The organism is Lysobacter rhizosphaerae (assembly GCF_054779795.1).
Genome location: NZ_BAAGXO010000003.1, coordinates 45,146 through 70,042 on the forward strand (window position 1 = coordinate 45,146; position 24,897 = coordinate 70,042).

At 66.0% G+C, this 24,897-nt stretch carries 23 protein-coding genes; 16 read left to right on the forward strand and 7 right to left on the reverse strand.

Translation table 11 applies throughout. The features are described from left to right. Nucleotides 1-73: 73 nt before the first annotated feature. Both ACYVGE_RS05275 and ACYVGE_RS05280 read right to left on the reverse strand, forming a co-directional pair. Nucleotides 74-2,449 (reverse strand): 3-hydroxyacyl-CoA dehydrogenase/enoyl-CoA hydratase family protein, encoded by a 2,376-nt coding sequence (locus ACYVGE_RS05275; RefSeq protein ID WP_460727764.1) that lies wholly within the window; start codon nt 2,447-2,449, stop codon nt 74-76. Between the two features lie 80 nt (nt 2,450-2,529). Then, entirely contained in the window at nt 2,530-3,150 is a 621-nt protein-coding gene (locus ACYVGE_RS05280; RefSeq protein ID WP_457097754.1) for a TetR/AcrR family transcriptional regulator, read from the reverse strand. 230 nt (nt 3,151-3,380) lie between these two features. Between ACYVGE_RS05280 and ndk the strand changes: the two genes are divergently transcribed. From ndk to ACYVGE_RS05335, 11 genes are all read left to right on the forward strand, one after another. Then, nucleotides 3,381-3,806, forward strand: a complete 426-nt coding sequence (gene ndk, locus ACYVGE_RS05285; protein ID WP_460727767.1) for a nucleoside-diphosphate kinase — start codon at nt 3,381-3,383, stop codon at nt 3,804-3,806. A 137-nt stretch (nt 3,807-3,943) separates the two neighbouring features. Continuing rightward, nucleotides 3,944-5,098, forward strand: coding sequence for a dual-specificity RNA methyltransferase RlmN (rlmN, locus tag ACYVGE_RS05290; protein ID WP_460728408.1), 1,155 nt, complete (start codon nt 3,944-3,946; stop codon nt 5,096-5,098). Then, nucleotides 5,085-5,915, forward strand: coding sequence for a tetratricopeptide repeat protein (locus tag ACYVGE_RS05295; RefSeq protein WP_460727769.1), 831 nt, complete (start codon nt 5,085-5,087; stop codon nt 5,913-5,915). The genes rlmN and ACYVGE_RS05295 overlap by 14 nt, the downstream gene beginning before the upstream one ends. Further along, on the forward strand, nt 5,915-6,724 hold the full coding sequence (locus ACYVGE_RS05300; protein WP_460728410.1) for a helix-turn-helix domain-containing protein: 810 nt from the start codon (nt 5,915-5,917) through the stop codon (nt 6,722-6,724). Before ACYVGE_RS05295 ends, ACYVGE_RS05300 begins: the two co-directional genes overlap by 1 nt. 79 nt (nt 6,725-6,803) lie before the next feature. Then, nucleotides 6,804-7,433, forward strand: a complete 630-nt coding sequence (locus ACYVGE_RS05305; protein ID WP_460727771.1) for a YfgM family protein — start codon at nt 6,804-6,806, stop codon at nt 7,431-7,433. Next, complete coding sequence (gene bamB, locus ACYVGE_RS05310; RefSeq protein WP_460727773.1) at nt 7,433-8,644, forward strand: outer membrane protein assembly factor BamB; 1,212 nt, start codon at nt 7,433-7,435, stop codon at nt 8,642-8,644. The genes ACYVGE_RS05305 and bamB overlap by 1 nt, the downstream gene beginning before the upstream one ends. Before the next feature lie 117 nt (nt 8,645-8,761). Then, complete coding sequence (der, locus tag ACYVGE_RS05315) at nt 8,762-10,162, forward strand: ribosome biogenesis GTPase Der (RefSeq protein ID WP_460727775.1); 1,401 nt, start codon at nt 8,762-8,764, stop codon at nt 10,160-10,162. Nucleotides 10,163-10,169: 7 nt separating this feature from the next. After that, entirely contained in the window at nt 10,170-10,805 is a 636-nt protein-coding gene (gene mobA / locus ACYVGE_RS05320; RefSeq protein WP_460727777.1) for a molybdenum cofactor guanylyltransferase, read from the forward strand. After that, on the forward strand, nt 10,798-12,012 hold the full coding sequence (locus ACYVGE_RS05325; protein ID WP_460727779.1) for a molybdopterin molybdotransferase MoeA: 1,215 nt from the start codon (nt 10,798-10,800) through the stop codon (nt 12,010-12,012). The genes mobA and ACYVGE_RS05325 overlap by 8 nt, the downstream gene beginning before the upstream one ends. A gap of 44 nt (nt 12,013-12,056) precedes the next feature. Next, the gene (gene moeB / locus ACYVGE_RS05330; RefSeq protein WP_460727781.1) at nt 12,057-13,184 is read left to right on the forward strand and encodes a molybdopterin-synthase adenylyltransferase MoeB; all 1,128 of its coding nucleotides are present in this window, start codon (nt 12,057-12,059) and stop codon (nt 13,182-13,184) included. 60 nt (nt 13,185-13,244) lie between these two features. Beyond that, the gene (locus ACYVGE_RS05335; protein ID WP_460727783.1) at nt 13,245-14,264 is read left to right on the forward strand and encodes a DUF2272 domain-containing protein; all 1,020 of its coding nucleotides are present in this window, start codon (nt 13,245-13,247) and stop codon (nt 14,262-14,264) included. A gap of 171 nt (nt 14,265-14,435) precedes the next feature. On the opposite strand, the gene ACYVGE_RS05340 is transcribed toward ACYVGE_RS05335, so the two are convergent. Together ACYVGE_RS05340 and ACYVGE_RS05345 are read right to left on the reverse strand one after the other, a co-directional pair. Next, entirely contained in the window at nt 14,436-15,401 is a 966-nt protein-coding gene (locus tag ACYVGE_RS05340) for an alpha/beta hydrolase (RefSeq protein ID WP_460727785.1), read from the reverse strand. A gap of 99 nt (nt 15,402-15,500) precedes the next feature. After that, nucleotides 15,501-15,812, reverse strand: coding sequence for a DUF1244 domain-containing protein (locus tag ACYVGE_RS05345; RefSeq protein ID WP_310052609.1), 312 nt, complete (start codon nt 15,810-15,812; stop codon nt 15,501-15,503). Nucleotides 15,813-15,893: 81 nt separating this feature from the next. Here ACYVGE_RS05345 and folD point away from each other — a divergent pair, with 81 nt between their 5' ends. The 4 genes from folD to tadA all read left to right on the forward strand — a co-directional run bounded on the left by folD (nt 15,894) and on the right by tadA (nt 20,449). After that, nucleotides 15,894-16,754: a bifunctional methylenetetrahydrofolate dehydrogenase/methenyltetrahydrofolate cyclohydrolase FolD gene (folD, locus tag ACYVGE_RS05350; protein ID WP_460727787.1), complete on the forward strand. Its 861-nt coding sequence runs from the start codon at nt 15,894-15,896 to the stop codon at nt 16,752-16,754. 124 nt (nt 16,755-16,878) lie between these two features. Further along, a complete protein-coding gene (guaB, locus tag ACYVGE_RS05355; RefSeq protein WP_460728412.1) occupies nt 16,879-18,336 on the forward strand; it encodes an IMP dehydrogenase in 1,458 nt (485 codons plus the stop codon). A gap of 71 nt (nt 18,337-18,407) precedes the next feature. After that, nucleotides 18,408-19,976 carry a glutamine-hydrolyzing GMP synthase gene (guaA, locus tag ACYVGE_RS05360; protein WP_460727789.1) on the forward strand — a complete coding sequence of 523 codons (1,569 nt, stop codon included), beginning with the start codon at nt 18,408-18,410 and terminating at the stop codon, nt 19,974-19,976. Then, on the forward strand, nt 19,973-20,449 hold the full coding sequence (tadA, locus tag ACYVGE_RS05365; protein ID WP_460727791.1) for a tRNA adenosine(34) deaminase TadA: 477 nt from the start codon (nt 19,973-19,975) through the stop codon (nt 20,447-20,449). Before guaA ends, tadA begins: the two co-directional genes overlap by 4 nt. A 4-nt stretch (nt 20,450-20,453) precedes the next feature. Here the strand turns inward: tadA and ACYVGE_RS05370 are convergent, their stop codons facing one another. Continuing rightward, on the reverse strand, nt 20,454-20,912 hold the full coding sequence (locus ACYVGE_RS05370; RefSeq protein ID WP_460727793.1) for a DUF2721 domain-containing protein: 459 nt from the start codon (nt 20,910-20,912) through the stop codon (nt 20,454-20,456). Between the two features lie 61 nt (nt 20,913-20,973). Here ACYVGE_RS05370 and orn point away from each other — a divergent pair, with 61 nt between their 5' ends. Then, the gene (gene orn, locus ACYVGE_RS05375; protein ID WP_460728414.1) at nt 20,974-21,540 is read left to right on the forward strand and encodes an oligoribonuclease; all 567 of its coding nucleotides are present in this window, start codon (nt 20,974-20,976) and stop codon (nt 21,538-21,540) included. 3 nt (nt 21,541-21,543) lie between these two features. Here orn and ACYVGE_RS05380 read toward each other — a convergent pair whose 3' ends face one another. Next, entirely contained in the window at nt 21,544-22,464 is a 921-nt protein-coding gene (locus ACYVGE_RS05380; protein ID WP_460727795.1) for a mechanosensitive ion channel family protein, read from the reverse strand. Nucleotides 22,465-22,474: 10 nt separating this feature from the next. Continuing rightward, complete coding sequence (gene ppsA / locus ACYVGE_RS05385) at nt 22,475-24,847, reverse strand: phosphoenolpyruvate synthase (RefSeq protein WP_460727797.1); 2,373 nt, start codon at nt 24,845-24,847, stop codon at nt 22,475-22,477. Nucleotides 24,848-24,897: the final 50 nt, after the last annotated feature.

Consider the following 24,897-nt stretch of genomic DNA (forward strand, 5'->3'; position numbering starts at 1 on the left):
CCCTTGTTGTTCTCCTTCCTCCGCTTGCGGGGGAAGGTTCCTCCCCCGCGAGCGGGGGAGGAGCTTAAGAGCATTAGTTGCGCAGCGGCTTGCCGGTCTTGAGCATGTGCGCGATGCGCTCCTGCGTCTTGGGCATTTGCGCCAGGGCGACGAAGTGTTCGCGTTCCAGGCGGATGAGCCATTCCTCGTCCACCAGCGTGCCGCGATCGACTTCACCGCCGCAGAGAACCGTGGCGATGCGGGAGGCGATCTCGTAGTCATGCGGCGAGATGAAGCGGCCTTCCAGCATGTTCACCAGCATCATCTTGAAGGTGGCGATGCCGACGTCGCCGGCCACCTGGATGCGGCGGGCGGGCAGGGGCGGGCGGTAGCCGGATTCGCTCAGTGCACGTGCCTGCTGCCGGGCGACGTGGAGCAATTCGAACGCATTGAACACCACGACGTCGCTCTCCCGCGCCAGCTTGAGCGAACGGGCTTCGAAGGCCGAGGTCGACACCTTGCCCATCGCCACGCTCTCGAATGCGGTCTTGAGCTGCGCGAACACGTCGCCCCCCGGACCGGCCGCTTCGGAAGCGCGCACGGCGAGTTCCTTCAGGCCTCCACCGGCCGGCAGCAGGCCCACGCCCGCTTCGACCAGGCCGATATAGCTTTCCAATGCCAATACGGTCTTCGCCGCATGCATCTGGAATTCGCAACCACCGCCCAGTGCCAGGCCGCGCACCGCGGCTACGACCGGTACCTGCGCGTACTTGATGCGCTGGCTGGTCTTCTGGAAGTTGGCGACCATCGCCTCGAAGCCTTTCACGTCACCGGCTTGCAGCAGGCCCAGTGCGCCCGACAGGTCGGCGCCCGCGGAGAAGGGTTCCTTCGGCTGCCAGATCACGAGCCCGCGGAAATCGCGCTCGGCGATCGCGATGGCTTCCTGGAGTCCGTTGAGCACATGGTCGTTGACCGTGTGCAGCTTGGTCTTGAAGCTGACCACGGCGATATCGTCGCCCTCGTCGACCCACATGCGCACGCCATCGTTCTCGTACACGGTGCGGCCCTGCGAGAACTTCTCGCCGACCAGCGCGTCGGGAAAACGCTGGCGCGCATACACCGGGTTGGCAGAGCGCGGCACCATCGCGTTGCGGCCCGGGCTGTAGCTGCCGGCGGTGCCGTGCACGCCGTCGCGGCCATCGAACACCCAGTCCGGCAGCGGCGCATTGCTCATCGCCAGGCCCTTCACGATGTCGTCGGCGATCCATTCGGCCACCTGCTTCCAGCCCGCGGCCTGCCAGGTTTCGAACGGGCCCAACGACCAGCCGTAACCCCAGCGGATGGCGAAGTCGACATCGCGTGCGGTGTCGGCGATGGCTTCCAGGTGGTAGGCGCTGTAGTGGAAGGTGTCGCGGAAACAGGCCCAGAGGAACTTCGCCTGCGGATTCTCGCTGGCGCGCAGTGCGGCGAACTTCTTCGCCGGATCTTTTTCCTTGAGCAGGGCGGCAACGTCGCCATCAAGCTCGCCGGCCGAGACACGGAAGTCCTGCGCCTTCAGGTCGAGGACGAGGATGTCCTTGCCCTTCTTGGTGTAGAAGCCAGCGCCGGTCTTCTGGCCCAGTGCGCCTTTATCGATCAGGGCGGTCAGCCATTTCGGCGCCTGGAAGTACGTGTGCCAGGGATCTTCCGGCAGCGTATCGGCCATGGTCTTGATGACATGGGCCATGGTGTCCAGGCCGACCACGTCCGCCGTGCGATAGGTCGCCGACTTCGGGCGGCCGACGGCCGGGCCGGTCAGCGCGTCGACGGTGTCGAAGCCGAGCCCGAACTGCTCGGTGTGGTGCATGGCGGCCAGCATCGAGAAGACGCCGATGCGGTTGCCGATGAAGTTCGGCGTGTCCTTGGCGTAGACCACGCCCTTGCCGAGCGTGGTGGTCAGGAAGGCTTCGAGACTCTCGAGCACCGCGGCGTCCGTGGTGCGCGCAGGGATCAGTTCGGCCAGGTGCATGTAGCGCGGCGGGTTGAAGAAGTGCACGCCACAGAAGCGGTGGCGCATTTCTTCCGGCAGCACCTCGGCCAGCTTGTTGATGCCCAGGCCGGAGGTGTTGGAGGCCAGCACCGTGTGCGCGGGCACGAAGGGGGCGATCTTCTTGTACAGGTCCTGCTTCCAGTCCATCCGTTCGGCGATGGCCTCGATGATCAGGTCGCAGTCCTTCAGCAATTCCAGCTCAGTTTCGTAATTGGCCGCGACGATGCGTTCGGCCAGCGCCTTGTCGGCGAGCGGGGCGGGGCTGAGCTTGGCCAGGTTGGCGATGGCTTTGGTCACCACGCCGTTGGGGTCGCCTTCCTTCGCGGGCAGGTCGAACAGCACCGTATCCACGCCGGCGTTGGTCAGGTGGGCGGCGATCTGCGCACCCATCACGCCTGCGCCCAGTACGGCGGCGCGGCGCAAAAGTAGTTTATTAGACATGGTTCATAAGTCCTTGTATTAACGACAAAGCCGTTTGAGCGATGCGGTTCGAAGCCGAAATCTTGGCGGGCTTCTGCCGCCTATGAATTGCGGAAGCCGGCAGCCGCGAACTCGATCAGCTCGCGTGCGGCGCGGTCACGGTGCGCCGCCTCGGTGACACCGGCGGGACGCTTGATCAGGCCGAAATCGGCCATGGCGTAGGTCAGGGCCCCGACCACGATGTCGAGGCGCCAGTACAGGGATTCCTTGCTCAGACCGGGCAGGCAGGTGCTGATGGCCTTGGCGAACTCCCGCAGCACGTGGCCGTAGTGTTCGGACAGGAACCTCCGCAGAACGTCGTTCTTCTCGGCGTAGGCGCGCGCGACCATGCGTGCGAAGGCGCCGTTGTGGCGGTCCTGGGCCATCGCCAGCGCCGGTTCAACGAAAGCGGCCAGGATCGGCTCCAGTTCACCCGGATGTTCCTTGACTGCGCTTTTGAGCGCTGCCAGGCGTCGCTGGCTCATTTCGTCCATGCGGCGCCGGAACACCTCGTTGACCAGGTTTTCCTTGCTGCCGAAGTGATAATTCACTGCCGCTATGTTCACGTCGGCGCGGCTGGTGACCTGTCGTAGCGAGGTTCCGGCGAAACCGAACTGGGCAAAGAGCTCCTCGGCGGCGCCGAGGATGCGGTCCTTGGTGGAGAAAGGATGCGGAGTGGCCATGGCGTCGAAGCGTGGTTCCAAAGGTCGATTCAAACAACCGTTTAAGGCTAGAACCATACCGCACCGCACGTCAACTGCCGTTGGCGAAAAAATCTCCAAAACAGACCGTACTTCCGCTAGAATTTCCCCCAGCCATATTGGCTAAACCCGCGATTCGACGCGGGTTTTTCTGTTATTCTCGGGCGCGAACAAGGACTGTCCCCGCGGCCCGCCTATCCGGAGAAATTCCCATGGCGCTGGAGCGCACCCTTTCGATCATCAAGCCCGATGCCGTCGCCAAGAACGTCATTGGCGAAATCTATTCGCGTTTCGAGAAGTCCGGCCTGAAGGTCGTCGCCTCGAAGATGACGCAGCTCTCGCGCGCCGAAGCCGAAGGCTTCTACGCCGTGCACCGCGAGCGTCCCTTCTTCAATGCGCTGGTTGAATTCATGATCAGCGGCCCGGTGATGATCCAGGTCCTGCAGGGCGAAGGCGCCGTGCTCAAGAACCGCGACCTGATGGGCGCCACCAATCCGAAGGACGCAGCGCCGGGCACCATCCGCGCCGACTTCGCCGACAGCATCGACGCCAACGCCGTGCACGGTTCGGACTCGCTGGAGAACGCCGCGATCGAAGTCTCGTACTTCTTCCCGGCGACCGACGTCTTCGCCCGTTGACCTGAAGTAGAGCAATGAACCAGACCCGCGACATCGCCATCGACATCGTTCCCATCGGCGCAGCCGCCGACGAGGCGACGCAGGCGGCGCTGCGCGAGCCTGCCGGCAAGACCGCGTCGGAGTCGAAGACCCCCGGACTGGCCTCGGCCAGTCCGGCAAAGACAAACATCTTCGACTTCGACCGCGCTTCGCTGGAGCATTTCTTCGAGCATGAGCTGGGCGAGAAGAAGTTTCGCGCGCACCAGGTGATGAAGTGGATCCATCACCGCTACGTCACCGACTTCGCCGACATGACCGACCTCGGCAAGGCGCTGCGCGCCAAGCTCGAGGAACGGGCCGTGGTGCACGCCCCGCAGCTCATCTTCGACAAGGAATCCACCGACGGCACGCACAAGTGGCTGCTCGGCATGGATCCCAAGAACGCGATCGAGACGGTTTACATCCCCGACAAGGGACGCGGCACGCTGTGCGTGTCCTCGCAGGTCGGCTGCGCGCTGAACTGCCAGTTCTGCTCGACCGCCACCCAGGGGTTCAACCGCAACCTGTCGACCGCCGAGATCATCGGCCAGGTCTGGATCGCGGCGCGCCACCTGGGCAACGTTCCGCACCAGCAGCGCAAGCTCACCAACGTGGTGATGATGGGCATGGGCGAGCCGCTGGCGAACTTCGACAACGTCGTGCGCGCGATGAGCATCATGCGCGACGACCTCGGCTACGGGCTGGCCAACAAGCGGGTCACGCTCTCCACCGCCGGCATGGTGCCGATGATCGACAAGCTGGGCGAGGTGAGCGACGTCTCGCTGGCCGTGTCGCTGCATGCGCCCAACAACGAGCTGCGAAGCGAACTCGTACCGCTCAACAAGAAGTATCCGATCGAAGCGCTGATGGAAGCCTGCGTGCGCTATGCGCTGCGCAAGCGCGGCACATCCGTTACCTTCGAATACACCCTGATGAAGGGCGTAAACGACCAGCCGCAGCACGCGCGCGAACTCATCCGCCTGCTGCGGGCATTCGACAATGCCGTGCAGATGAAGGACGCGGCAAAGGTCAACCTGATTCCGTTCAATCCGTTCCCGGGGACGCGTTTCGCGCGCCCGGACGAAGAGGCGATCCGCGGCTTCCAGAAGCTGCTGAACAACGCGGGGATGATCGCGCCCGTGCGTCGTACGCGCGGCGACGATATCGACGCGGCCTGCGGCCAGCTGAAGGGCCAGGTCATGGACCGCACTCGCCGCCAGGCCGAATTCCGCAAGCGATTGGATGCACAGGAGGCGGGTGATGCTGCTGCGTGACGTTCGCGCCGTTGTCCTGGCCGTAGCCATGGTCGCCATCAGCGGCTGTGGCAGCGGTGGCAGCTATGTGAGCACCAGCCTCGGCAAGGAGCATCACATCGAGCCAGCGGTCAATCGCATCAGCGAGGACAAGCACGCAAAGAGCGATGCAGGCATGCAGCGCGACCTTGCGGAGATCGGCAGGGCACTGGCCAATGGCGACTTCGACGCCGCCAAGCGCCAGGCCACCGGTCTGCTCAAGCGGCAACCCAACTCCTTCGAAGCCCACACCTACCTGGCGGTGGCGCTGGACAAATCCGGCGACGGCGCAGGTGCGGGCAAGCATTACTTGCGCGCGACCGAGCTCGCTCCGAAGAACGGAGGCGTGCTCGGCAACTACGGCATCTGGCTGTGTGAGCAGGGGCGGGCGGGCGAATCGCTGGACTGGTTCGATCGCGCGCTGGCGCTCCCCGGCTATGCGGATTCCCCCGTGATCCTGGCTAATTCCGGTGCCTGCGCCAGCACGGTCGGACAGCAGGAGCGGGCCGAACGTGACCTGCATCGCGCTGTCGAGCTCGATCCGACCAACCCCGTGGCGCTGGGGTCGCTCGCCGAACGCGAATTCCGCGCAGGAGACGCTTTCGAGGCCAGGGCATTTTCGGAACGGCGTCTCGCTGCTGCACCAGCGGACCCCAAGGCGTTGTTGCTTGCGTCACAGATTGAACAAAAACTCGGAGACAGTGCTTCAGCCGCGCGCTACGTTTCGCGCCTGAAAACGGAGTTCCCCGATGCACCGGAAGCACGGAACTCCGTAATGGGGGATGGTGGCAGGCAATGATGGATTCCGACCAGGCGGTACCGGGCGTGAGTGCTGGCTGCGGCGCAGTCCTTAGGGAGGCACGTGAAGCAGCGGGCATGTCCATCGAGCAGGTGGCGTCGCAGCTGCGCATGACCGTGCGCAGCGTTGCCAACCTCGAGTCCGACGACTGGACCTCCCTGGGCGCCCCGGTTTTCGTGCGTGGCCAGCTGCGCAGCTATGCGCGACTGCTCGTCGTCGACATCGAACCCTATATCGAGCAGACCCCGGTTGCGGCGGTTGCACCGTCCACCCTTGTCAGCCATGCCCATACACCGGGCTACCAGCGCATCGCCGAGCAGATCGGCCGGCGCGCCATCTACGTCGCCATCACCGCGGCGATCGCCGTGCCGGTGTGGCTGGGTACCCGTTCGCATTTCGGCAATGGCGACCTGGCGGTGCAATCGCTCGATGTTCCCGCCACGATCGAGCAGGCGGAAAACGCCTCGCCCGAACAGGCGGCCCCCAGGCGCACGCCGCTGGTGGCATCGATCGCCTCGCTGCCGCCTGCCACGCAAGCAGCCGGTGCATTGACGATCACCTTCAACGGCGACAGCTGGGTCGAGATCCTCGCGGCCGACAACCAGCGCGTGCTGGAGCGTGGCCTGCTGACCGCCGGACAGCAGCGCAGCTACGCACCTGGCGAAGTCGGGCGCATCAAGCTCGGCAACGCCAATGCGGTCGAAGTGAAGCGCGGGGGCGCGATTGTCGACCTGGAACCGTTCAGCCGCGCGAATGTGGCGCGCTTTACGCTATCCTCTGACGGTTCCCTCGCGCCGGTCGCCAACTGACCCGCGACGCGGGTCGACCCTCCCACCGGCGGAAAGCCGGTTCCTGATGAACCCTGCCTTCCGGGCGGGGTGAGATTCCATGGCGATCGACGAACTACTAGACGAACACGAACAGAGCGAGCGCGTCCGCGAATGGCTGCGCCGCAACGGCAGCGCTCTTGTCTTTGGCATTGCGCTCGGCCTCGCCGCGATTGGCGGCTGGCAGTGGTGGCAGCGCCACCAGGCTGCCCAGCAGTCGAAGGCGGCCAGCGACTACCAGGCCGCCGTCGATGCCATCCAGGCCGGCGACAAGGCGGCCAGTGCCAAGGTCCAGGCCGTGCCGGAAGGCATCTTCCGTGCGCTGGCGCAGCTGGAAATGGCCAAGTCCCAGCTCCAGGCCAACCAGAACGACGCCGCCATCGCGACCTTGCGTTCGGTCAGGACGAGCGATCCTGCGCTGACGGCGATCGTCAACCAGCGCCTGGCGCGCGTGCTGATCGATGCGAAGCAGGCCGATGCCGCGCTCAAGCTGGTCGGCAACGGAGACTCGATGGTCGTGCTGGAGATCCGCGGCGACGCGCAACTGGCCCTGGGCCAGCGCGACCAGGCCCGCGACAGCTACGGCAAGGCCCTGCTCAAGGCCGAAGTCGGCACGCCGCAGCGACGCCTGATCGAACTGAAACTGATCCAAGCCGGCGGTACTCCCCCCAAGACCGAGAGCCAGTCCTGATGACGTCGATCAAGCGCCCGACCTCCCGCACTCCGGCCGTCGCGGCCACGTTGCGTACTTCCGCCGTGCTGATGTGCGTTCTCGCACTGGGCGGCTGCTCGACCGTCAAGGGTTGGTTCGGTGGCAAGAGCGAGGCCAAGCCGAATGAGCCGGCGGCGCTCACCGACTTCACCCCGACGGTGACGGTGTCCAAGATCTGGTCGGCGAATGCGGGCAAGGGCGAAGGGCGCGTCGGGGTCCGACAGGGACCGGCCGTGGCCGATGGCCGCGTCTATGCCGCGGCCGTTGAGGGTGGCGTGCGCGCGTTCGACCTGCAGACCGGCAAGCCGGTCTGGCATTACGAAAGCAAGCTGCTCCTTTCCGGCGGTCCCGGTGCAGGCGACGGCCTGGTGGTGGTTGGCGGCCTCGATGGCCAGGTGATCGCGCTCGATGCCGCTACCGGAGCCGAGAAGTGGCAGGCCAAGGTGCCGGCCGAAGTCATCGCGGCCCCGACGATCGGCCTCGGCAGCGTCTTCGTCCGTTCCAACGATGGCCATGTCACTGCTTTCGACGCCGCCACCGGCGAACGCAAGTGGTTCTGGGTCTATGAAGTGCCGACCCTCAGCCTGCGCGGTAACGACGCCGTGGTGCTGGGGCCTGGCTACGTGTTTTCCGGCAACGACGATGGTTCGGTCAGCGCGCTGTCGGCCACCGATGGTCATTCGCTCTGGAACGTGGCTGTTGCGCAGCCGGAAGGTCGCAGCGAGCTGGATCGCCTTGCCGACGTCGACGGAACGCCGGTGCTGGAAGGCAGCACGCTGTTCGCGACCAGCTTCAAGAAGCAGACGGTAGCCATCGATGCGCCGAGCGGCCGGGCCCTGTGGGGTAGCCAGTTCGGTGGTGCCGGTCGCCTGGGTGTCGCCAGCGATCGCCTGGTGGTGGCCGACGCCTCCGGCAGCGTCTACGCGCTCGACAAGAGCAGCGGCGCCTCGTTGTGGCAGCAACCTGCGCTGGCTCGTCGCCTGTTGACCTCGGCAGTGATCCAGGGTGATTACGCCGTGGTCGGTGACTATGACGGCTACCTGCACTGGATGAAGCTGGATACCGGTGAACTGGCCGCCCGCGCCCGGATGGGTGGCGATGCGCTGCGTGGCTCGCCCGTGGTCGCCGACGGCATCCTGGTGGCCCAGAACATCGACGGTGAACTGGCAGCGTTCCGCCTCGGCCAGTAATCGCCGTTTTCGCTTACCGATGACCCCGGCCCGCGGCCGGGGTTATTGTTTCCGGGTACCACTCTGTGGCCCCGTCCGGTTCGTCCCTCGATCCGGACCCTTGATTGGCAGGTTTCCATGCTTCCCCTCGTCGCCCTGGTGGGCCGCCCCAATGTCGGCAAGTCGACGCTGTTCAATGCGCTGACGCGTACCCGTGACGCGCTGGTGCACGACCAGCCGGGCGTGACTCGCGACCGCAACTACGGCGTGTGCCGGCCGGAAGGCCAGCGCCACTTCGCCGTGGTCGATACCGGCGGCATCGCCGGCGTGGATGAAGGCCTCGCCGGCGCCACCGCGCGCCAGGCCCGGGCGGCAGCGGAAGAAGCCGATCTCGTCCTGTTCGTGGTCGATGGCCGCGAAGGCGCGTCGTCGCTGGACGACGACATCCTGCAATGGCTGCGCAAGGCCGCACGGCCGACGGTGCTCGTGGTCAACAAGACCGATGGCCTAGATGCGCGCGCCGCGATGGCCGAATTCGCCCGCTACGGCTTCAGCGATGTCATCGCGATCTCGTCCGCGCACCGCGTCGGCCTGGACGAGTTGCTCGTCGATATCCAGAAGCGCCTGCCGGAAGCGGGCAGCTCGGTCGAACTCGACAGCGACCCCAACCGCATCCGCGTCGCCTTCATCGGCCGCCCCAATGTCGGCAAGTCGACGCTGGTGAACCGCCTGCTCGGCGAGGAACGCATGATCGCGTCCGAGGTGCCGGGCACGACGCGCGATTCGGTCTCGATCGACATGGAGCGCGACGGCCGCCTGTACCGCCTGATCGACACCGCCGGCCTGCGCCGCAAGTCGAAGGTGGAGGAGGCGGTCGAGAAATTCTCGATCGTGAAGACGCTCGCCGCGATCGAGGAATGCCAGGTCGCCGTGGTCATGCTCGATGCGGGCGAGGGCGTGACCGACCAGGATGCCAGCGTGCTCGGCTACGCACTCGATGCGGGCCGTGCGCTGGTCGTTGCGGTCAACAAGTGGGATGGCCAGACCGAATACCAGCGCCAGCAGACCGAAAACCTGCTGGTGCGCAAGCTCGCGTTCGTCGAATGGGCCGAAGCGGTGCGCATCAGCGCCAAGCACGGTTCGGGCCTGCGTGAGCTGTTCAACGCCATCCATCGCGCGCACAAGTCCGCGACCACCGAGTTGGGTACCAGCGAGGTGACCAAGGCAATGGAAATCGCCTACGAAACCAACCCGCCGCCGGTCGTTCGCGGCCACGTGGCGAAGATGCGCTTCGCCCACCCGGGTGGCGTCAATCCGCCGACCTTCATCATCCACGGCACGCGCCTGCGCACGCTGGCGGACAGCTACAAGCGCTATCTCGAGAACTTCTTCCGCAAGCGCTTCAAGCTCGTGGGCACGCCGGTGCGCTTCATCTTCAAGGAAGGCACCAATCCGTACGAAGGCAAGAAGAACGTGCTGACCGAGCGGCAGGTAGCGAAGAAGCGCCGCCTCATCCGCCACGTCAAACGCGGGAAGTGATGCGAGCGTGCCTGCGCCTGTCGGACGCGACGACGAGTCCATAACGGCTGCGATCCGCGCCGCGGACATCACGCTGGGCATTCTCGCCGGCGGCCGTGCGACGCGGTTGGGTGGTATCGACAAGGCCTGGATGGAGCGCGGCGGCATCCCGCAGGTGCTGCGCTGGCAGCGCCGCTTCGCACATGAAACGGGAGCGCTGCTGGTCAGCGCCAATCGCGACCTGCCGCGTTACGCGCAAGCCGGCCTGCACGCGGTAGCGGATCGGATCGCAGGCGACCGTGGACCCATCGCCGGGTTGGACGCCTTGCTGGCAGCGTGCCGCACACCGTGGCTGCTGACCCTTCCCGTGGACCTCGTCGGCGTCAACGATTGCCTGTTGCCCAGTCTGTGTTCCGTGCGTGGTGAAAACGGTGCATTCGCCATCGATGATGATGGCCCACAGCCGCTGGTCGCGCTGTGGCGTGTCGAAGCCGCAACGCTGGCACTATCCCAGGCCGTCGAACGCAACGACGTCGCGATCCACTCCTTGCACGGACGCCTCCGCATGACGGGCGTGCGTCTCGAAGGCGTACGCTTCGGCAACCTCAATACGCCCGATGATCTGCGCGCCGCCGGCGTGACGCCGGAATCCCGTCATGACTGATTTCCCGACTGGCCTGTTGTTCGATGAAGCCCTGGCCGTGCTGCGTGATACGGCCGCGCGACACCGGCTCGAAACCGAATCCTTGGCGTTGGCCCGCTGCCATGGCCGCGTGCTGGCCCAGGATCTCGTCGCGCCGATGGCGCTGCCGCCGTTCGACAACAGCGCGATGGACGGTTTCGCATTCCGCCATGGCGACCTGGACGGCGAAGAGACCGCGCTGCGCCTCGTTGGTGAGCAGTTCGCGGGCATCGCCAACAACCTGCCGCTGCAAGCAGGCGAATGCATCCGCATCACCACCGGCGCGCCGATGCCACCCGGTAGCGACAGCGTCGCCATCAAGGAAAACTGCCGCATCGCAGGTGCGACGGTGGTCGTCCCCGGCGCCACGCCCCTGGGGGCGAACGTGCGTCGCGCAGGCGAGGATGTGCGCGAAGGCGATGGCGTCTTGCGCGCGGGCGACCTGCTCACCCCTGCGCGCGTGTCGCTCGCCGCCTCGCTGGGCGTTGCGTCGCTGCGCGTTTCGCGCAAGCCCACGGTGGCTGTATTCACCACCGGCGACGAACTGGTCGAAGCCGGCCTGCCGCTCGCACCGGGCCAGATCTACGACAGCAATCGCGACCTGTTGATGGGACTGCTGCGCGCCGACGGACTGGAACCCACCGCCTGGCCGTGCCTGCCCGACGATCCGAAGCAGGTCGAGATCGCCCTGCGCGATGCGGGTTGCGCTTTCGACCTGATCGTCACCGCCGGCGGTGTTTCCGCGGGCGAGAAGGACCACCTGCCGGGCGTGCTTGCCCAGTTCGGCGAGACGCATTTCTGGAAGGTGAAGATGAAGCCGGGCATGCCGCTGTTGTTCGGCAGCCTCGACCAGGCGCGCGTGCTGGGACTGCCGGGCAACCCCGTCTCCGTACTGGCGACATGGCTCACGTTCGGCCGCGCCCTGATCGACGCCCTGCAGGGGCGCCGGGAGCCACGGCCGACATGGCAGGCGCAACTGGTGGCGCCGCTGGACAAGCTCCATCCGCGCCGCGAGTTCATCCGCGGTCATCTGTCCAGCGGCAGCAACGGCGCGATGCACGTGGAGGCCAGCGCAGCGACGGGTTCGCACCGGCTGCGTGCCGCCGCGGATGCGAATGCACTGATCGTGGTGCCTGAGGGACCGCAACGCTATGCCGCGGGCGCCGTGGTCGAGGTGATGCCGCTGTAACCACCGCGTTGGCGCCGGATGGCACGGGCGTCGATAATCCTCGCATGGCCATTGCAACGATTTCCCCCGCCGAAGCGCTGCGCCGATTGCAGGCAGGCGCCTTACTGGTCGATGTACGCGAAGCGCATGAACGCGCCACCGGTTTCGCCACCGGCGCCCTCGGCATCGCGCGGGTCGAGCTCGAGGCGGATCCCGGGTCCGCGATTCCCGGGCTCGGCAGCGAAGTCCTGCTGATCTGCCAGTCGGGCGGTCGCTCGATGAAGGCGGCCCAGGCATTGGAAGCCGCGGGCTACACGAATCTCGCCTCCGTGGAGGGCGGAACGACGCGCTGGCTCGCCGAAGGCCTGCCGGTCACCCGGCCCGACGTCGACGCCGATTTCTACGATCGCTATTCGCGCCATCTGCGCCTGCCGGAAGTCGGTGAGGCGGGGCAGCGCAAGCTCGAGGCCGCGCGCGTGGCCATGGTGGGTGCGGGCGGACTCGGCTCGCCCGCCGCGTATTACCTCGCCGCCGCGGGCATCGGCACTCTGGTCTTGGCCGACGACGACGTGGTCGACCGCAGCAACCTGCAACGGCAGATCCTGCACACCGACGCGCGCATCGGGATGGCGAAGGTCGAGTCCGCGCGCACCGCGTTGTCCGCGTTGAATCCACGCCTGACGATCGAAGGCTTCGCCGAGCGAATCACCGCCGCCAACGTCGAGCGGCTCATCGCCGATGCCGACGTGGTCATCGACGGCGCGGACAACTTCCCCGTGCGTTACCTGCTCAACGATGCGTGCGTGAAACTGCGCAAGCCGCTGGTGTACGGCGCGGTGCATCGCTTCGAGGGACAGGTGAGCGTGTACGACGCGGGCCGGCACCGTGGCCAGGCGCCGTGCTACCGCTGCCTGTTTCCCGAGCCGCCCCCGCCGGAAGCGGCGCCTAATTGCGTTGAAGCAGGTGTGCTCGGTGTCCTTCCAGGGGTCATCGGCCTGTTGCAGGCGACGGAAGCGATCAAGCTGATCCTCGGAATAGGCGAGCCGTTGCGCGGGCGGTTGCTGAATTTCGATGCATTGGCGATGCGTTTCCGGGAGACCAGGCTGCGGCCGGACCAGGATTGCGTCGTGTGCGCTCCGGGGCGTGAATTCCCCGGCTACATCGACTATGCGAGGTTCTGCTCGGGAACCTGACGGAGATCACCGATGGGCAGTCCAGGCGGTCGGAAGGGATGTCGAATCGTTCGCCGCCTGGTGCTGTCTGCCTCGCTCATCCTGCTGGCCTGCAGCGCGCTGATTCCGGCGCGCGCGTCGGCGACCCAGATATGCAGCCAGATCCCGCAATCGCCGCCGTCGTACGCCGCGCGCATTGCCCTGCTGGCCTGCAGCGAGAACGCGCTCTGGTACGGCCCTTTCATCGATGTACAGGGGCGACTGGCAAGCCTCACGGTCTCTGAAACCGAGCGCGTGCGCCTGAGCGACGGCACCACGCCTGCGTGGCAGCGCGTCGCCGAGTACTGGAAGGGCAGCGGCCTGCTGTCGCAGATGTCCAATTTCGCCGGCGCGACCGATTGCAGCTATGGCGGCTACGGAGTCCTGCAGTCGGCTTCGTGCAGGGCCTTCCTGAGCGACACCCCCTGGTCCGCGGTGTTCGTGTCGTACGTGATGAACCGGGCCGGTCTGCCCGGTTTCAGGAGTTCGGCGAGCCACATCGATTTCATCCGGGACGCCTATCGGACGCCTGCCTTGTCGCCCTATGTGTTCGACGACCCCGATACCACCGCGCCGGCGGCCGGCGACCTGCTGTGTTTCGCGCGTGGTCGCAACACGATTGGGCCGCAGGGATTGCGCGATTTTCTTGGCAACGGATCGGGTGAAGGCCTGAACATGCATTGCGACATCGTCGTCGCAGCCAATCCCGGTGGCGACGGCAAGGTCTACCTCGTCGGCGGTAACGTGCTCCAGGGCGTGACCATGCGCGTCCTGCCTTTGAACCGGAACGGCGCGATCTTCAATTTGCCACGGCGCCTGGGGGTTCCCGGCGACTGCGAGCCCGGCAATGAGGGGTTCTGCAGTTTCAACCGCCAGGATTGGGTGGCGCTGCTCAAGCTCAAGTCATTGCCCGCACCGCAGGGAATGCTGCCGCTGCCTGGAGTCCGGCCACAACAGTGCTGCACCCTGTGCCCCTTGCCCATGCCGGAAAACATGAAGCGTTGCCCGGTGCTGCAGCGGCCGGTGGATGCGCTGCCCGTGCCAGCGGACCATCCGCGCTGATCGCAAGCGCGTCGGTCATCGAGGGGTGTTGTCGGAGTGTGGCGGGCGGATCAGGTCACGCGTTCGACGCCCGCGGCTGCGGTCCTGCGCCGCGGCTTCGCTCGTGGGTCCAGCTGGATGTTGAGCACGACGTTGCAGTGGATGCAGCTGTAGCTCAGGCAGCGAATGTCATCACTGTCGTTGTTCTGGCCGAGAACGCTCTCGATGCGGACGTGGAACAGTCGCTTGCCGCACTTCGGGCAGTCGCCTTGGTTGATCATGTGATTTCTCTCCGGGGGTAACACGGACTTGTGCGGTGGTGCTGGTGAAGACAGGCGCTTGAACCTGCCGACCCGGACCGCGCAATTTGGACCGAGGCTTGCTGGCACTCGGATCGACGGGTGCGAAGAACGTCTTGAGCGTTCGCGCCAGCGCCGGCGAAGAGGCGAGGTTGCTGTGATCGGCGGATCGCAGCTCCAGCACCTGCGGCGGACGGGGAAGGGAATCGATCAGGCGCTGGGTATTGGCGGCGGGGATGACCTTGTCCAATCCGGCGCGGACCACCAGCAATCGACCGGTATAGCTCGACAGATGGGAAATCGAGTCGTAACGGTCACGGGCGAGCAGACGTATGGGCAGCCAGCGGTAATACGCCTGTCCCAGGTCGGCCAGGGTGTCGTAGGGGGTGACCAGGGCCAGGCGACGCACAGGCCGTTTGGCCGCGACGTGGGCGGCGACCCCGGAGCCGAGACTGCGTCCGATCACATCGATGTGGGCGCCCGGATGCTGCTGTTCCACATGGTCGTACAGGGCGAGCGCATCGCCGGTGATTCCCGCTTCCGTCGGCGCGCCTTCACTCGCGCCGAAGCCGCGATAGGCCACGAGATAGACCGTATGGCGTGGGAACCAGCGGGCGAAGCGCTCGCGGTTGACCTGCACGGGTTCGGAATTTCCGCCGAAATAGACCAGCGCCTGCGCCTGTCCCGGGTTGACCACCCAGCCGCGCAGCGTGACGCCGTCACGCACCAGCGCAAAATCCGTCTGGGAGGCTTCCACGCGTGTGTCCTGGGGGCAATACACCAGCTCCCGCTGGCGCACATACATCAGGCCGCAAGCCCCCAGGTACACCAATGACAGCGGTAGCGCGATCCAGAACATCGCAGCACCTGTTTTATCGACGCGGTCCCTGGGAGAAGCCTGCCCCCGGCCACGTGATGCGGATGCATGCAGATGCGTCCGCTGCGTCGCCGAAGGAGGCTAGCTCTTGTGCAAACGCTGTGCCGTCTCGAACGCGGCCAGTTGTTCCGGGGTCGCCTCGCGCTGGTGCTTCGCCTTCCATTGCGCGAAGGGTTCGCCATAGACCGACTCGCGCGCCTCGTCCCGGGTCATGGTGATGCCGCGATGCTCGGCGGCTTCGCGGTACCAGTCCGCCAGGCAGTTGCGGCAGAAACCAGCCAGGATCATCAGGTCGATGTTCTGCACCTCGGGCCGTTCTTGCAGCAGGTGGTCGCGGAGCCGGCGGAAGACGGCGGCTTCGATCTGGGTGGTTTCGAAATCGGTATCGGACATGGGGGCGCCGGCGAGGTCGGATCGATGGAGTGTTGGGCGATAATGTGCGCCTTCATCGCCTGGATTCCCATTGGCCACCGCATGACCGCCCGCATCCTTGACGGCAAACGCATCGCCGAAGACCTGCTCGACAACCTCAAGGCGCAGGTCGACGCCCGTATTGCCGCTGGCAAGCAGGCGCCCGGACTGGCCGTCGTGCTGGTGGGCAACGACCCGGCCTCGGCCGTGTACGTCAAGAACAAGCGCCGGGCCGCGCAGAAGGTCGGCATCCGCGCCATCGACCACGACCTGCCGGCCGACACCAGCGACGAGCAATTACTGGCCCTGATCGACCGGCTCAATGCCGACCCGGAGGTCCACGGCATCCTGGTCCAGTTGCCCTTGCCGGGACATCGCGACGCGACCCGGCTGATCCACCGCATCGACCCGCGCAAGGACGTCGACGGCTTCCATCCCGAGAACGTCGGCCACCTGGCCCTGCGCCAGTTCGGCCTGCGCCCATGCACGCCGCGCGGCATCACCACGCTGCTGGCCTACACCGACCGTCCGGTGCGCGGGCAGAGCGCGACGATCGTCGGGGTCTCCAATCACGTGGGCCGGCCGATGGCGCTGGAACTCCTGATCGCGGGCTGCACGGTGACCAGTTGCCACAAATTCACCCCGCCCGAGGTGCTGGAGCAGTCCGTCCGCAACGCCGACATCCTCGTGGTGGCCGTAGGCAGGCCCCAGCTGATCCCGGGTGAATGGGTGAAGCCGGGTGCCGTGGTGATCGACGTGGGCATCAACCGGCTCGATGACGGCCGGCTGGTGGGTGATGTGGGCTTCGAAGCCGCATCCCGGCGCGCCAGCTGGATCACCCCGGTGCCGGGTGGGGTGGGGCCGATGACGGTGGCCACGCTCATGCAGAACACCCTGGAAGCCGCCGAGGCCGGCGTCGCCTGAGCGGGGATTAAGCACAGCCCGTGACCACAGTTTCCCACGCGCTGCGGCGCGTTTTTGCCAAATCGCGTGCCAATCAGGGCCGCGGCGCGATAGAATGACGCGCTTCATCCATCCGGGACCGCCCATGCTGCGTATCCAGGCTGAAGCGCTGACCTACGACGACGTCTCGCTCGTCCCCGCGCATTCTTCCGTCCTGCCCAAGGACGTCTCGCTCGCCACGCGCCTTACCCGCAACCTGACCCTGCGTCTGCCGATCGTCTCGGCGGCGATGGACACGGTCAGCGAAGCCCGCCTCGCCATCGCGATGGCCCAGCTCGGCGGCATCAGCATCATCCACAAGAACATGAGCCTTGAGGCGCAGGCGGCGCAGGTCGCCCACGTCAAGAAGTTCGAGGCGGGCGTGATCAAGGAGCCGTTCACCGTCGGCCCCGACACGACGATCGCCGAGGTGCTCAAGCTCACCCGCGCCCGCAACATCTCCGGCGTGCCGGTGGTGGAACACGGCACGCTGCTCGGCATCGTCACCAGCCGCGACATGCGCTTCGAGAAGAAGCTCGACGATCCGGTCCGCCACATCATGACCAAGAAGGATCGCCTCATTACCGTGCGCGAAGGCGCGTCGGACGATGAGGTCGTGCAACTGCTGCACAAGCACCGCATCGAGAAGGTGTTGGTGGTCAACGATGGCTTCGAGTTGCGCGGCCTGATCACCGTCAAGGACATCCAGAAGAAGTCCGACAATCCCAATGCCGCCTACGACAGCAGCGAACGCCTGCTGGTCGGCGCCGCGGTCGGTGTCGGTGGCGATACCGAAGCCCGCATCGAGGCACTGGCTGCCGCGGGCGTCGACGTCGTGGTGGTCGACACCGCCCATGGCCACTCGCAGGGCGTGCTCGATCGCGTGAAGTGGGTGAAGAAGAACTTCCCGCAGCTCCAGGTCATCGGCGGCAACATCGTCACCGGCGATGCGGCGCTCGCGCTGATGGACCACGGCGCGGATGCGGTCAAGGTCGGCGTCGGTCCGGGCTCGATCTGCACCACGCGCATTGTTGCCGGCGTGGGCGTGCCGCAGGTCACCGCCGTCGACATGGTCGCCGAAGCGCTGCAGGACCGCATCCCGCTGATCGCCGATGGCGGCATCCGCTACTCGGGCGACATCGGCAAGGCAATCGTCGCGGGTGCATCGACGGTGATGATCGGCGGCCTGTTCGCCGGTACCGAGGAAGCGCCGGGCGAAGTCGAACTGTTCCAGGGTCGCAGCTACAAGAGCTACCGTGGCATGGGCTCGCTGGGAGCGATGGAGCAGGGGTCCAAGGACCGCTACTTCCAGGATGCCTCGGACGCCGACAAGCTGGTGCCGGAAGGCATCGAAGGCCGTGTTCCGTACCGTGGCCCGTTGCGCGGTGTCGTGCACCAGCTCGCCGGTGGCCTGCGCGCCACGATGGGTTACGTCGGCTGCGCCACCATCGAGGAGATGCGCAAGAAGCCATCCTTCGTGAAGATCACCAGTGCCGGCGCGCGCGAGAGCCACGTGCACGACGTGCAGATCACGAAAGAACCGCCGAATTACAGGGCCGGTTAAGCACGCCGAGGAAGGGAGACGACAGTTTCCCTTCTTCGTTTCAAGCCTTCGATTTTCGTATCACCGAGCCCATGACCACCAATATCCACAGCGACAAGATCCTGATCCTCGACTTCGGCGCGCAGTACACGCAGCTGATCGCCCGCCGCATCCGCGAGATCGGTGTCTATTGCGAAGTCTGGGCGTGGGACCACGACCCGGCGGAGATCGCCAGGTACGGCGCCAGGGGCATCATCCTGTCGGGTGGCCCGGAATCCACCACGGAGTTCGGCGCCCCGGCGGCGCCGCAGGAAGTCTTCGACAGTGGCCTGCCGATCCTCGGCATCTGCTACGGCATGCAGACGCTGGCCGCGCAGCTTGGGGGCGCGACTGAAGCGGCCGATGCCCGCGAATTCGGCCACGCCGAAGTCGAACTGGTCGCGCACGACGCGCTGCTCGGCGGCCTGAGCGACCACGACGGCGAACCGCGCATCGACGTGTGGATGAGCCACGGCGACCATGTCGCCAAGGCACCGCCGGGCTGGACGATCACCGCAACCACCGATCGCATTCCCGTTGCCGCGATGGCGAACGAGGAAAAGCGCTGGTATGGCGTGCAGTTCCATCCCGAGGTCACCCATACCAAGCAGGGCCAGGCGCTGTTGCGCCGTTTCGTCGTCGACATCTGCGGCTGCCAGACGCTGTGGACCGCGGCCAACATCATCGAAGACCAGGTTGCCCGCGTGCGCGAGCAGGTCGGCTCGGACGAAGTGATCCTCGGCCTGTCCGGTGGCGTCGACTCGTCCGTCGTGGCCGCGCTGCTGCACAAGGCCATCGGCAAGCAACTGACCTGCGTATTCGTCGATACCGGCCTGCTGCGCTGGAACGAAGGCGACCAGGTCATGGCGATGTTCGCCGAACACATGGGCGTCAAGGTCATCCGCGTCAACGCGGCCGACCGCTATTTCGACCGGCTCAAGGGCGTCAACGATCCGGAAGCCAAGCGCAAGATCATCGGCAACCTCTTCATCGAGATCTTCGACGAGGAATCGGCCAGGCTCGCCAACGCGAAGTGGCTGGCGCAGGGCACGATCTACCCGGACGTGATCGAGTCGGCCGGCAGCAAGACCGGCAAGGCGCACGTCATCAAGAGCCACCACAACGTCGGCGGCCTGCCCGAGGACATGAAGCTCAAGCTGGTCGAGCCGCTGCGCGAACTGTTCAAGGACGAAGTGCGGCGCCTGGGCGTCGAACTCGGCCTGCCGCGCGAGATGGTCTACCGCCATCCGTTCCCGGGCCCGGGCCTGGGCGTGCGCATCCTGGGTGAAGTGAAGCGCGAGCACGCCGAACTCCTGGCCAAAGCCGACCACATTTTCATCGACGAACTGCGCAAGGCCGGCTGGTACGACAAGACCAGCCAGGCGTTCGCGGTGTTCCTGCCGGTGAAGTCGGTCGGCGTGGTTGGCGACGCGCGTGCCTACGAATGGGTGATCGCACTGCGGGCGGTCGAAACCATCGACTTCATGACGGCGCATTGGGCGCACCTGCCTTACGAACTGCTCGGCACGGTGTCCAATCGCATCATCAATGAACTGCGCGGTGTCTCGCGCGTCGTCTACGACATCAGCGGCAAGCCGCCGGCAACGATCGAGTGGGAATGACCGGAACCCGCGACGAACTCTGGATGCGCCACGCACTCGACCTGGCGCTGCGCGGCCAGCACGAGGACGACGAAATTCCGGTCGGCGCGGTCGTGGTGTCCGCCGAAGGCGAGCTGCTTGGCGAGGGTTGGAACCGCAACATCACCCAAAGCGACCCGACGGCGCACGCGGAAGTCGTGGCGATGCGCGCGGCAGGTACGAAGGTGGGCAATTACCGGCTGCTCGGCGCAACGCTGTACGTCACCCTCGAACCCTGCGCGATGTGCGCGATGGCGATGGTGCACGCGCGCGTCAGTCGCGTGGTCTATGGCGCGACCGACCCCAAGACGGGCGCGGCCGGCAGCGTCTTCGACCTGCTCACCGACCCGCGCCACAACCATCGCGTGGAAGTACAGGGAGGGGTGCTGGCGGAAGAAGCCAGCCAGCGCCTCACGAACTATTTCCGCGCCAAGCGCGGGAAGCCCCTGCTGTAGGCCATCAGCTCCGGCGACGCGCCAGCTCGTGGTCGAGTTCCTCGTCGAAGCTGAGCACCGACAGGCTGACTTCACGCCACAGTGAGAAGCTCGCGGCGAGCAGGAACAGGACACCGATGACCGCCAGCAGGGTGGGCAGCACCCCGAGGCGGAATCCCAGGAAGGCATCCATGGCGAGGGTCAGGCTGGTGCCCACGAAACTGGCCAGCGCTGCGTACAGCATCTGGCACGCACGCAGGACCAGGTAAGCGCGCTGCCGATGCCGCGTGATCTGGATGTCGCGCTCGGCGCGATCCGGCGCTTCTTCTTCCCAGGCCACGATGAGCGACCGCAGCCGGTCCACCACGCGTGCCAGCCTTGCGTTGGCCGAGGCCAGCAATCCGGCCGTGGCGGTGAGGAAGAACGCTGGCGCCAGCATCGAAGTGAGGATGGCGTAGTGGACGTAGGTCGGATTCGAAAGCATGGCGCCGGGACGGGACGGAGGCTGGGCTATGATGCGACGTCCTGACGAGCAGCGCGAGCGCATGGCAGCCAACCCGCAAAAGGAACAACGCCTGATCTGGATCGACCTCGAGATGACGGGGCTCGATACCGACAACGACTCCATCCTGGAGATCGCCACGATCGTGACCGATGCGCAACTCGAGATCCTCGCCGAAGGTCCCGAACTTGCCATCGCGCACCCGGTGGAACGCCTCCAGGCGATGGACGAATGGAACCGCAACCAGCACGGCAAGTCCGGTCTATGGCAGCGCGTGCTGGAGCAGGGCGTGACGATGGCGGACGCCGAAAAGCGGACGCTCGATTTCCTGGCGCAATGGGTTCCGGCCAACTGTTCGCCGATCTGCGGCAATTCGATCTGCCAGGACCGTCGCTTCCTGCATCGCTGCATGCCGCAGCTGGAGAAGCATTTCCACTATCGCAACCTGGATGTCAGCACGATCAAGGAGCTGGCGCGCCGATGGGCGCCGGACGTTCTCAATGGCGTGCGCAAGGATGCCAAGCACACCGCGCTCAGCGACATCCATGATTCGATCGCCGAGCTGCGGCACTACCGCACGGCGATGGGCAAGCTCGGCGGACTGGGCTGACGATCAGCCCGCGGGGGTACTGGCGCCGGGATTTCCGATGACCTGGCTACCCAGCACTTCGTCCAGCGCACGGCCATCGGCTCCGTGGTGGTAGACGCGCACGTCGCGCACCGTGGCTGGCAGGCCAACGCCCAGCTCGACCATGCCGTTGCGCACGGCTTCGGTGAGATCGCTGCGGAGCTGCTGCACATCGCCGGTGCGTACCCAGGCCCGTAACTCGATGTTGATGCGGTTGTCGGCGGTGAGGCCGGTCGCGAAGACCGCAGGAGCGGGATCCTGCAGGATGCGCGACTCCGTGCGGGCAATATCAAGCAGGCGCGAACGCGCCGTCGCCAGGTCGTCGCCATGGGCCAGCGAGGTGGCGATGTCGATGCGCCGCTTCATCGTTGCGGTGAAGTTGGTGATCGCCGCCGCGGTGATCAGGCTGTTGGGCAGGATCACCACGCGGTTGTCGGGGGTGCGCAGGCGGGTCTGGAAGACGCGCACCTGTTCAACGGTGCCCTCGACATTCGCCGCCTGCACATAGTCGCCAGCCCGGAATGGGCTCTGGGCGATCAGCTGGAAGCCGGCAACGAGATTCGACAGCGAATCCTTCAGCGCCAGACCGATGCCGAGGCCCGCCGCGCCCAGCACCGCGAACAGCGAAGCTGTCGGGAAACCCAGGACCTGCAGGGCGGCGGCAACCACCACGGCCACCATCGCGCCATACGCGATGTTGCGCAGGAAGCCACGCAGGGTGGTCTCCGTATGCGTGCGCTCCAACACGCGGTCGAGCGTGCGCGCGACTCGCTTGGCCAGCCACAAACCGACCAGCAGGATGAGCGTGGCGCCCACCAGCTTCAGGCCGTAGGTCTCACCCAGGGCGCGCCAGTGATCCAGCGAGTGCAGTTCCTTCAGCGTGGTGGCAGCGGCGGCCTGCTCCATGGCGGTGCGATCAACCCGCCTTAACCTTGGCCAGGCGCAGCCAGGTATCCACGACCGTGTCCGGATTGAGCGACACGGATTCGATACCTTCCTTCATCAGCCATTCGGCCAGGTCCGGATGGTCGCTCGGGCCCTGGCCGCAGATGCCGACGTACTTGCCCTTGGCACGCGCGGCCTGGATGGCCATGGAAAGCAGCTTCTTCACGGCCGGATCGCGTTCGTCGAAGAGGTTGGCAACGATCGCCGAGTCGCGGTCGAGGCCCAGCGTCAGCTGGGTGAGGTCGTTCGAACCGATCGAGAATCCATCGAAGATGTCGAGGAACTCGTCGGCCAGCAACGCATTCGACGGCACCTCGCACATCATGATGATCTTGAGGCCGCCTTCGCCCTTCTTGAGGCCGTTGGCTTCCAGCACCTCGATGACCTTGCGGCCTTCCTCCAGCGTGCGCACGAACGGGATCATGACCCAGCAGTTGGTCAGGCCCATCGTCTCGCGCACCTTCTTCACCGCGCGGCATTCCAGCGCGAAGGCCTCGGCGAAGCTGGGATCGACGTAACGGCTGGCGCCGCGGAAGCCGATCATCGGGTTTTCTTCATGCGGCTCGTAGCGCGAGCCGCCGAGGAGGTTGGCGTATTCGTTCGACTTGAAGTCGGACAGGCGCACGATCACGGGGTTCGGCGCGACCGAAGCGGTGATGGTGGCGATGCCCTCGGCGAGGCGGTCGACGTAGAAGTCGACCGGGCTGCCGTAACCGGCGATCTTCGCGTCGATCTTCTTCTTCGTCTCGGCATCCTGCGATGCGTATTCGAGCAGCGCCTTGGGGTGGATGCCGATGTGGCTGGCGATGATCATTTCCAGGCGCGCCAGGCCGATACCGGCGTTGGGCAGCATGGCGAAGTCGAACGCGCGTTCCGGGTTGGCGACGTTCATCATCACCTTGAGCGGTGCCGGCGGCATCTTGTCGAGGTCGGCGACGTGCCGCTCGAAGGGCAGGGCACCGGCGTAGATGAAGCCGGTGTCGCCTTCGGCGCAGGAGATGGTGACCTCCTGGCCGTCCTTGATCGTGTCCAGCGCGTTGCCGGTGCCGACGACGGCAGGCACGCCGAGTTCGCGCGCGATGATCGCGGCGTGGCAGGTGCGGCCGCCACGGTTGGTGACGATCGCAGCCGAGCGCTTCATCACCGGTTCCCAGTCCGGGTCGGTCATGTCCGCGACCAGCACGTCGCCGGGCTGGACGCGGCTCATGTCGTCCAGCGAACGCACGACGCGGGCAATGCCGCTGCCGATCTTGTGGCCAATGGCGCGGCCTTCGGCGATGACGTTGCCGCGCTTGCCCAGCGAATACCGCTCGATCTGCGTGGCGTGCGCGCGCGACTTCACCGTTTCCGGGCGCGCCTGCACGATGAAGAGCTTGCCGGTGACGCCGTCCTTCGCCCATTCGATATCCATCGGGCGGCCGTAGTGCTTTTCGATGACCAGCGCCTGCTTGGCGAGTTCGTGCACGTCGGCGTCGTTGATCGAGAAGGTGTTGCGCAACTCGGCCGGCGTCTCCTCGGTCCGTACGCGCTCGCCGGGCTGGTCCGAATAGACCATGCGCAGCTGCTTGGCGCCGATCGAACGGCGCAGGATCGCCGGTTTGCCCTGCTGCAACGTCGGCTTGTAGACGTAGAACTCGTCCGGATTCACCGCGCCCTGCACGACCATCTCGCCGAGGCCGAAGCTCGACGTGATGAAGACGACGTCGCGGAAACCCGATTCGGTGTCCAGCGTGAACAACACGCCGGACGAACCGACGTTCGAGCGGACCATCAACTGCACGCCGGCGGAGAGGAACACGTCCTCGTGCTTGAAGCCGTGGTGCACGCGGTAGGCGATGGCGCGGTCGTTGTAGAGCGAGGCGAAGACTTCCTTGACCTTGTGCACGACATCGTCGGCACCGGTCACGTTGAGGAAGGTTTCCTGCTGGCCGGCGAAGCTCGCATCGGGCAGGTCTTCAGCGGTCGCGGAGGAACGCACGGCGACGGCGACGTCCGAGCCGCCGTTCTCGTCGCACAACTGCCTGTAGGCCGTGCGGATGTCCGCATCCAGGTCGGCCTGCAGGGGGGCGTCGATGACCCAGCCGCGGATCTCGGCGCCGGCCCTGGTGAGGGCAGGCACGTCCTCGACGTCCAGCGTAGCCAGCTTGTCGTAGATGCGCTGGTGCAGGTTGTTGTGGGCGATGAAGGCCTTGAAGGCTTCCGCCGTGGTCGCGAAACCGCCGGGAACGGAGACGCCGAGGTTCGCAAGGTTGCCGATCATCTCGCCGAGCGAGGAATTCTTGCCGCCCACGCGGGCCAGGTCGGACAGGCGAAGCGCGTGCAGCCAGAGGATGTTCTCGTTCAAGACGGGGGCTCCGTGGGGGTAGGGCCGGAGGGCCTAACGTGGCGAAACCG

Coding starts and splice junctions, on each gene's coding strand:
- ACYVGE_RS05275 (WP_460727764.1), bottom strand. CDS start 2,449: ATGTCTAATAAACTACTTTTGCGCCGCGCCGCCGTACTGGGCGCAGGC.
- ACYVGE_RS05280 (WP_457097754.1), bottom strand. CDS start 3,150: ATGGCCACTCCGCATCCTTTCTCCACCAAGGACCGCATCCTCGGCGCC.
- ndk (WP_460727767.1), top strand. CDS start 3,381: ATGGCGCTGGAGCGCACCCTTTCGATCATCAAGCCCGATGCCGTCGCC.
- ACYVGE_RS05295 (WP_460727769.1), top strand. CDS start 5,085: ATGCTGCTGCGTGACGTTCGCGCCGTTGTCCTGGCCGTAGCCATGGTC.
- ACYVGE_RS05300 (WP_460728410.1), top strand. CDS start 5,915: ATGGATTCCGACCAGGCGGTACCGGGCGTGAGTGCTGGCTGCGGCGCA.
- ACYVGE_RS05305 (WP_460727771.1), top strand. CDS start 6,804: ATGGCGATCGACGAACTACTAGACGAACACGAACAGAGCGAGCGCGTC.
- bamB (WP_460727773.1), top strand. CDS start 7,433: ATGACGTCGATCAAGCGCCCGACCTCCCGCACTCCGGCCGTCGCGGCC.
- der (WP_460727775.1), top strand. CDS start 8,762: ATGCTTCCCCTCGTCGCCCTGGTGGGCCGCCCCAATGTCGGCAAGTCG.
- ACYVGE_RS05325 (WP_460727779.1), top strand. CDS start 10,798: ATGACTGATTTCCCGACTGGCCTGTTGTTCGATGAAGCCCTGGCCGTG.
- moeB (WP_460727781.1), top strand. CDS start 12,057: ATGGCCATTGCAACGATTTCCCCCGCCGAAGCGCTGCGCCGATTGCAG.
- ACYVGE_RS05340 (WP_460727785.1), bottom strand. CDS start 15,401: ATGTTCTGGATCGCGCTACCGCTGTCATTGGTGTACCTGGGGGCTTGC.
- ACYVGE_RS05345 (WP_310052609.1), bottom strand. CDS start 15,812: ATGTCCGATACCGATTTCGAAACCACCCAGATCGAAGCCGCCGTCTTC.
- folD (WP_460727787.1), top strand. CDS start 15,894: ATGACCGCCCGCATCCTTGACGGCAAACGCATCGCCGAAGACCTGCTC.
- guaB (WP_460728412.1), top strand. CDS start 16,879: ATGCTGCGTATCCAGGCTGAAGCGCTGACCTACGACGACGTCTCGCTC.
- guaA (WP_460727789.1), top strand. CDS start 18,408: ATGACCACCAATATCCACAGCGACAAGATCCTGATCCTCGACTTCGGC.
- tadA (WP_460727791.1), top strand. CDS start 19,973: ATGACCGGAACCCGCGACGAACTCTGGATGCGCCACGCACTCGACCTG.
- ACYVGE_RS05370 (WP_460727793.1), bottom strand. CDS start 20,912: ATGCTTTCGAATCCGACCTACGTCCACTACGCCATCCTCACTTCGATG.
- orn (WP_460728414.1), top strand. CDS start 20,974: ATGGCAGCCAACCCGCAAAAGGAACAACGCCTGATCTGGATCGACCTC.
- ACYVGE_RS05380 (WP_460727795.1), bottom strand. CDS start 22,464: ATGGAGCAGGCCGCCGCTGCCACCACGCTGAAGGAACTGCACTCGCTG.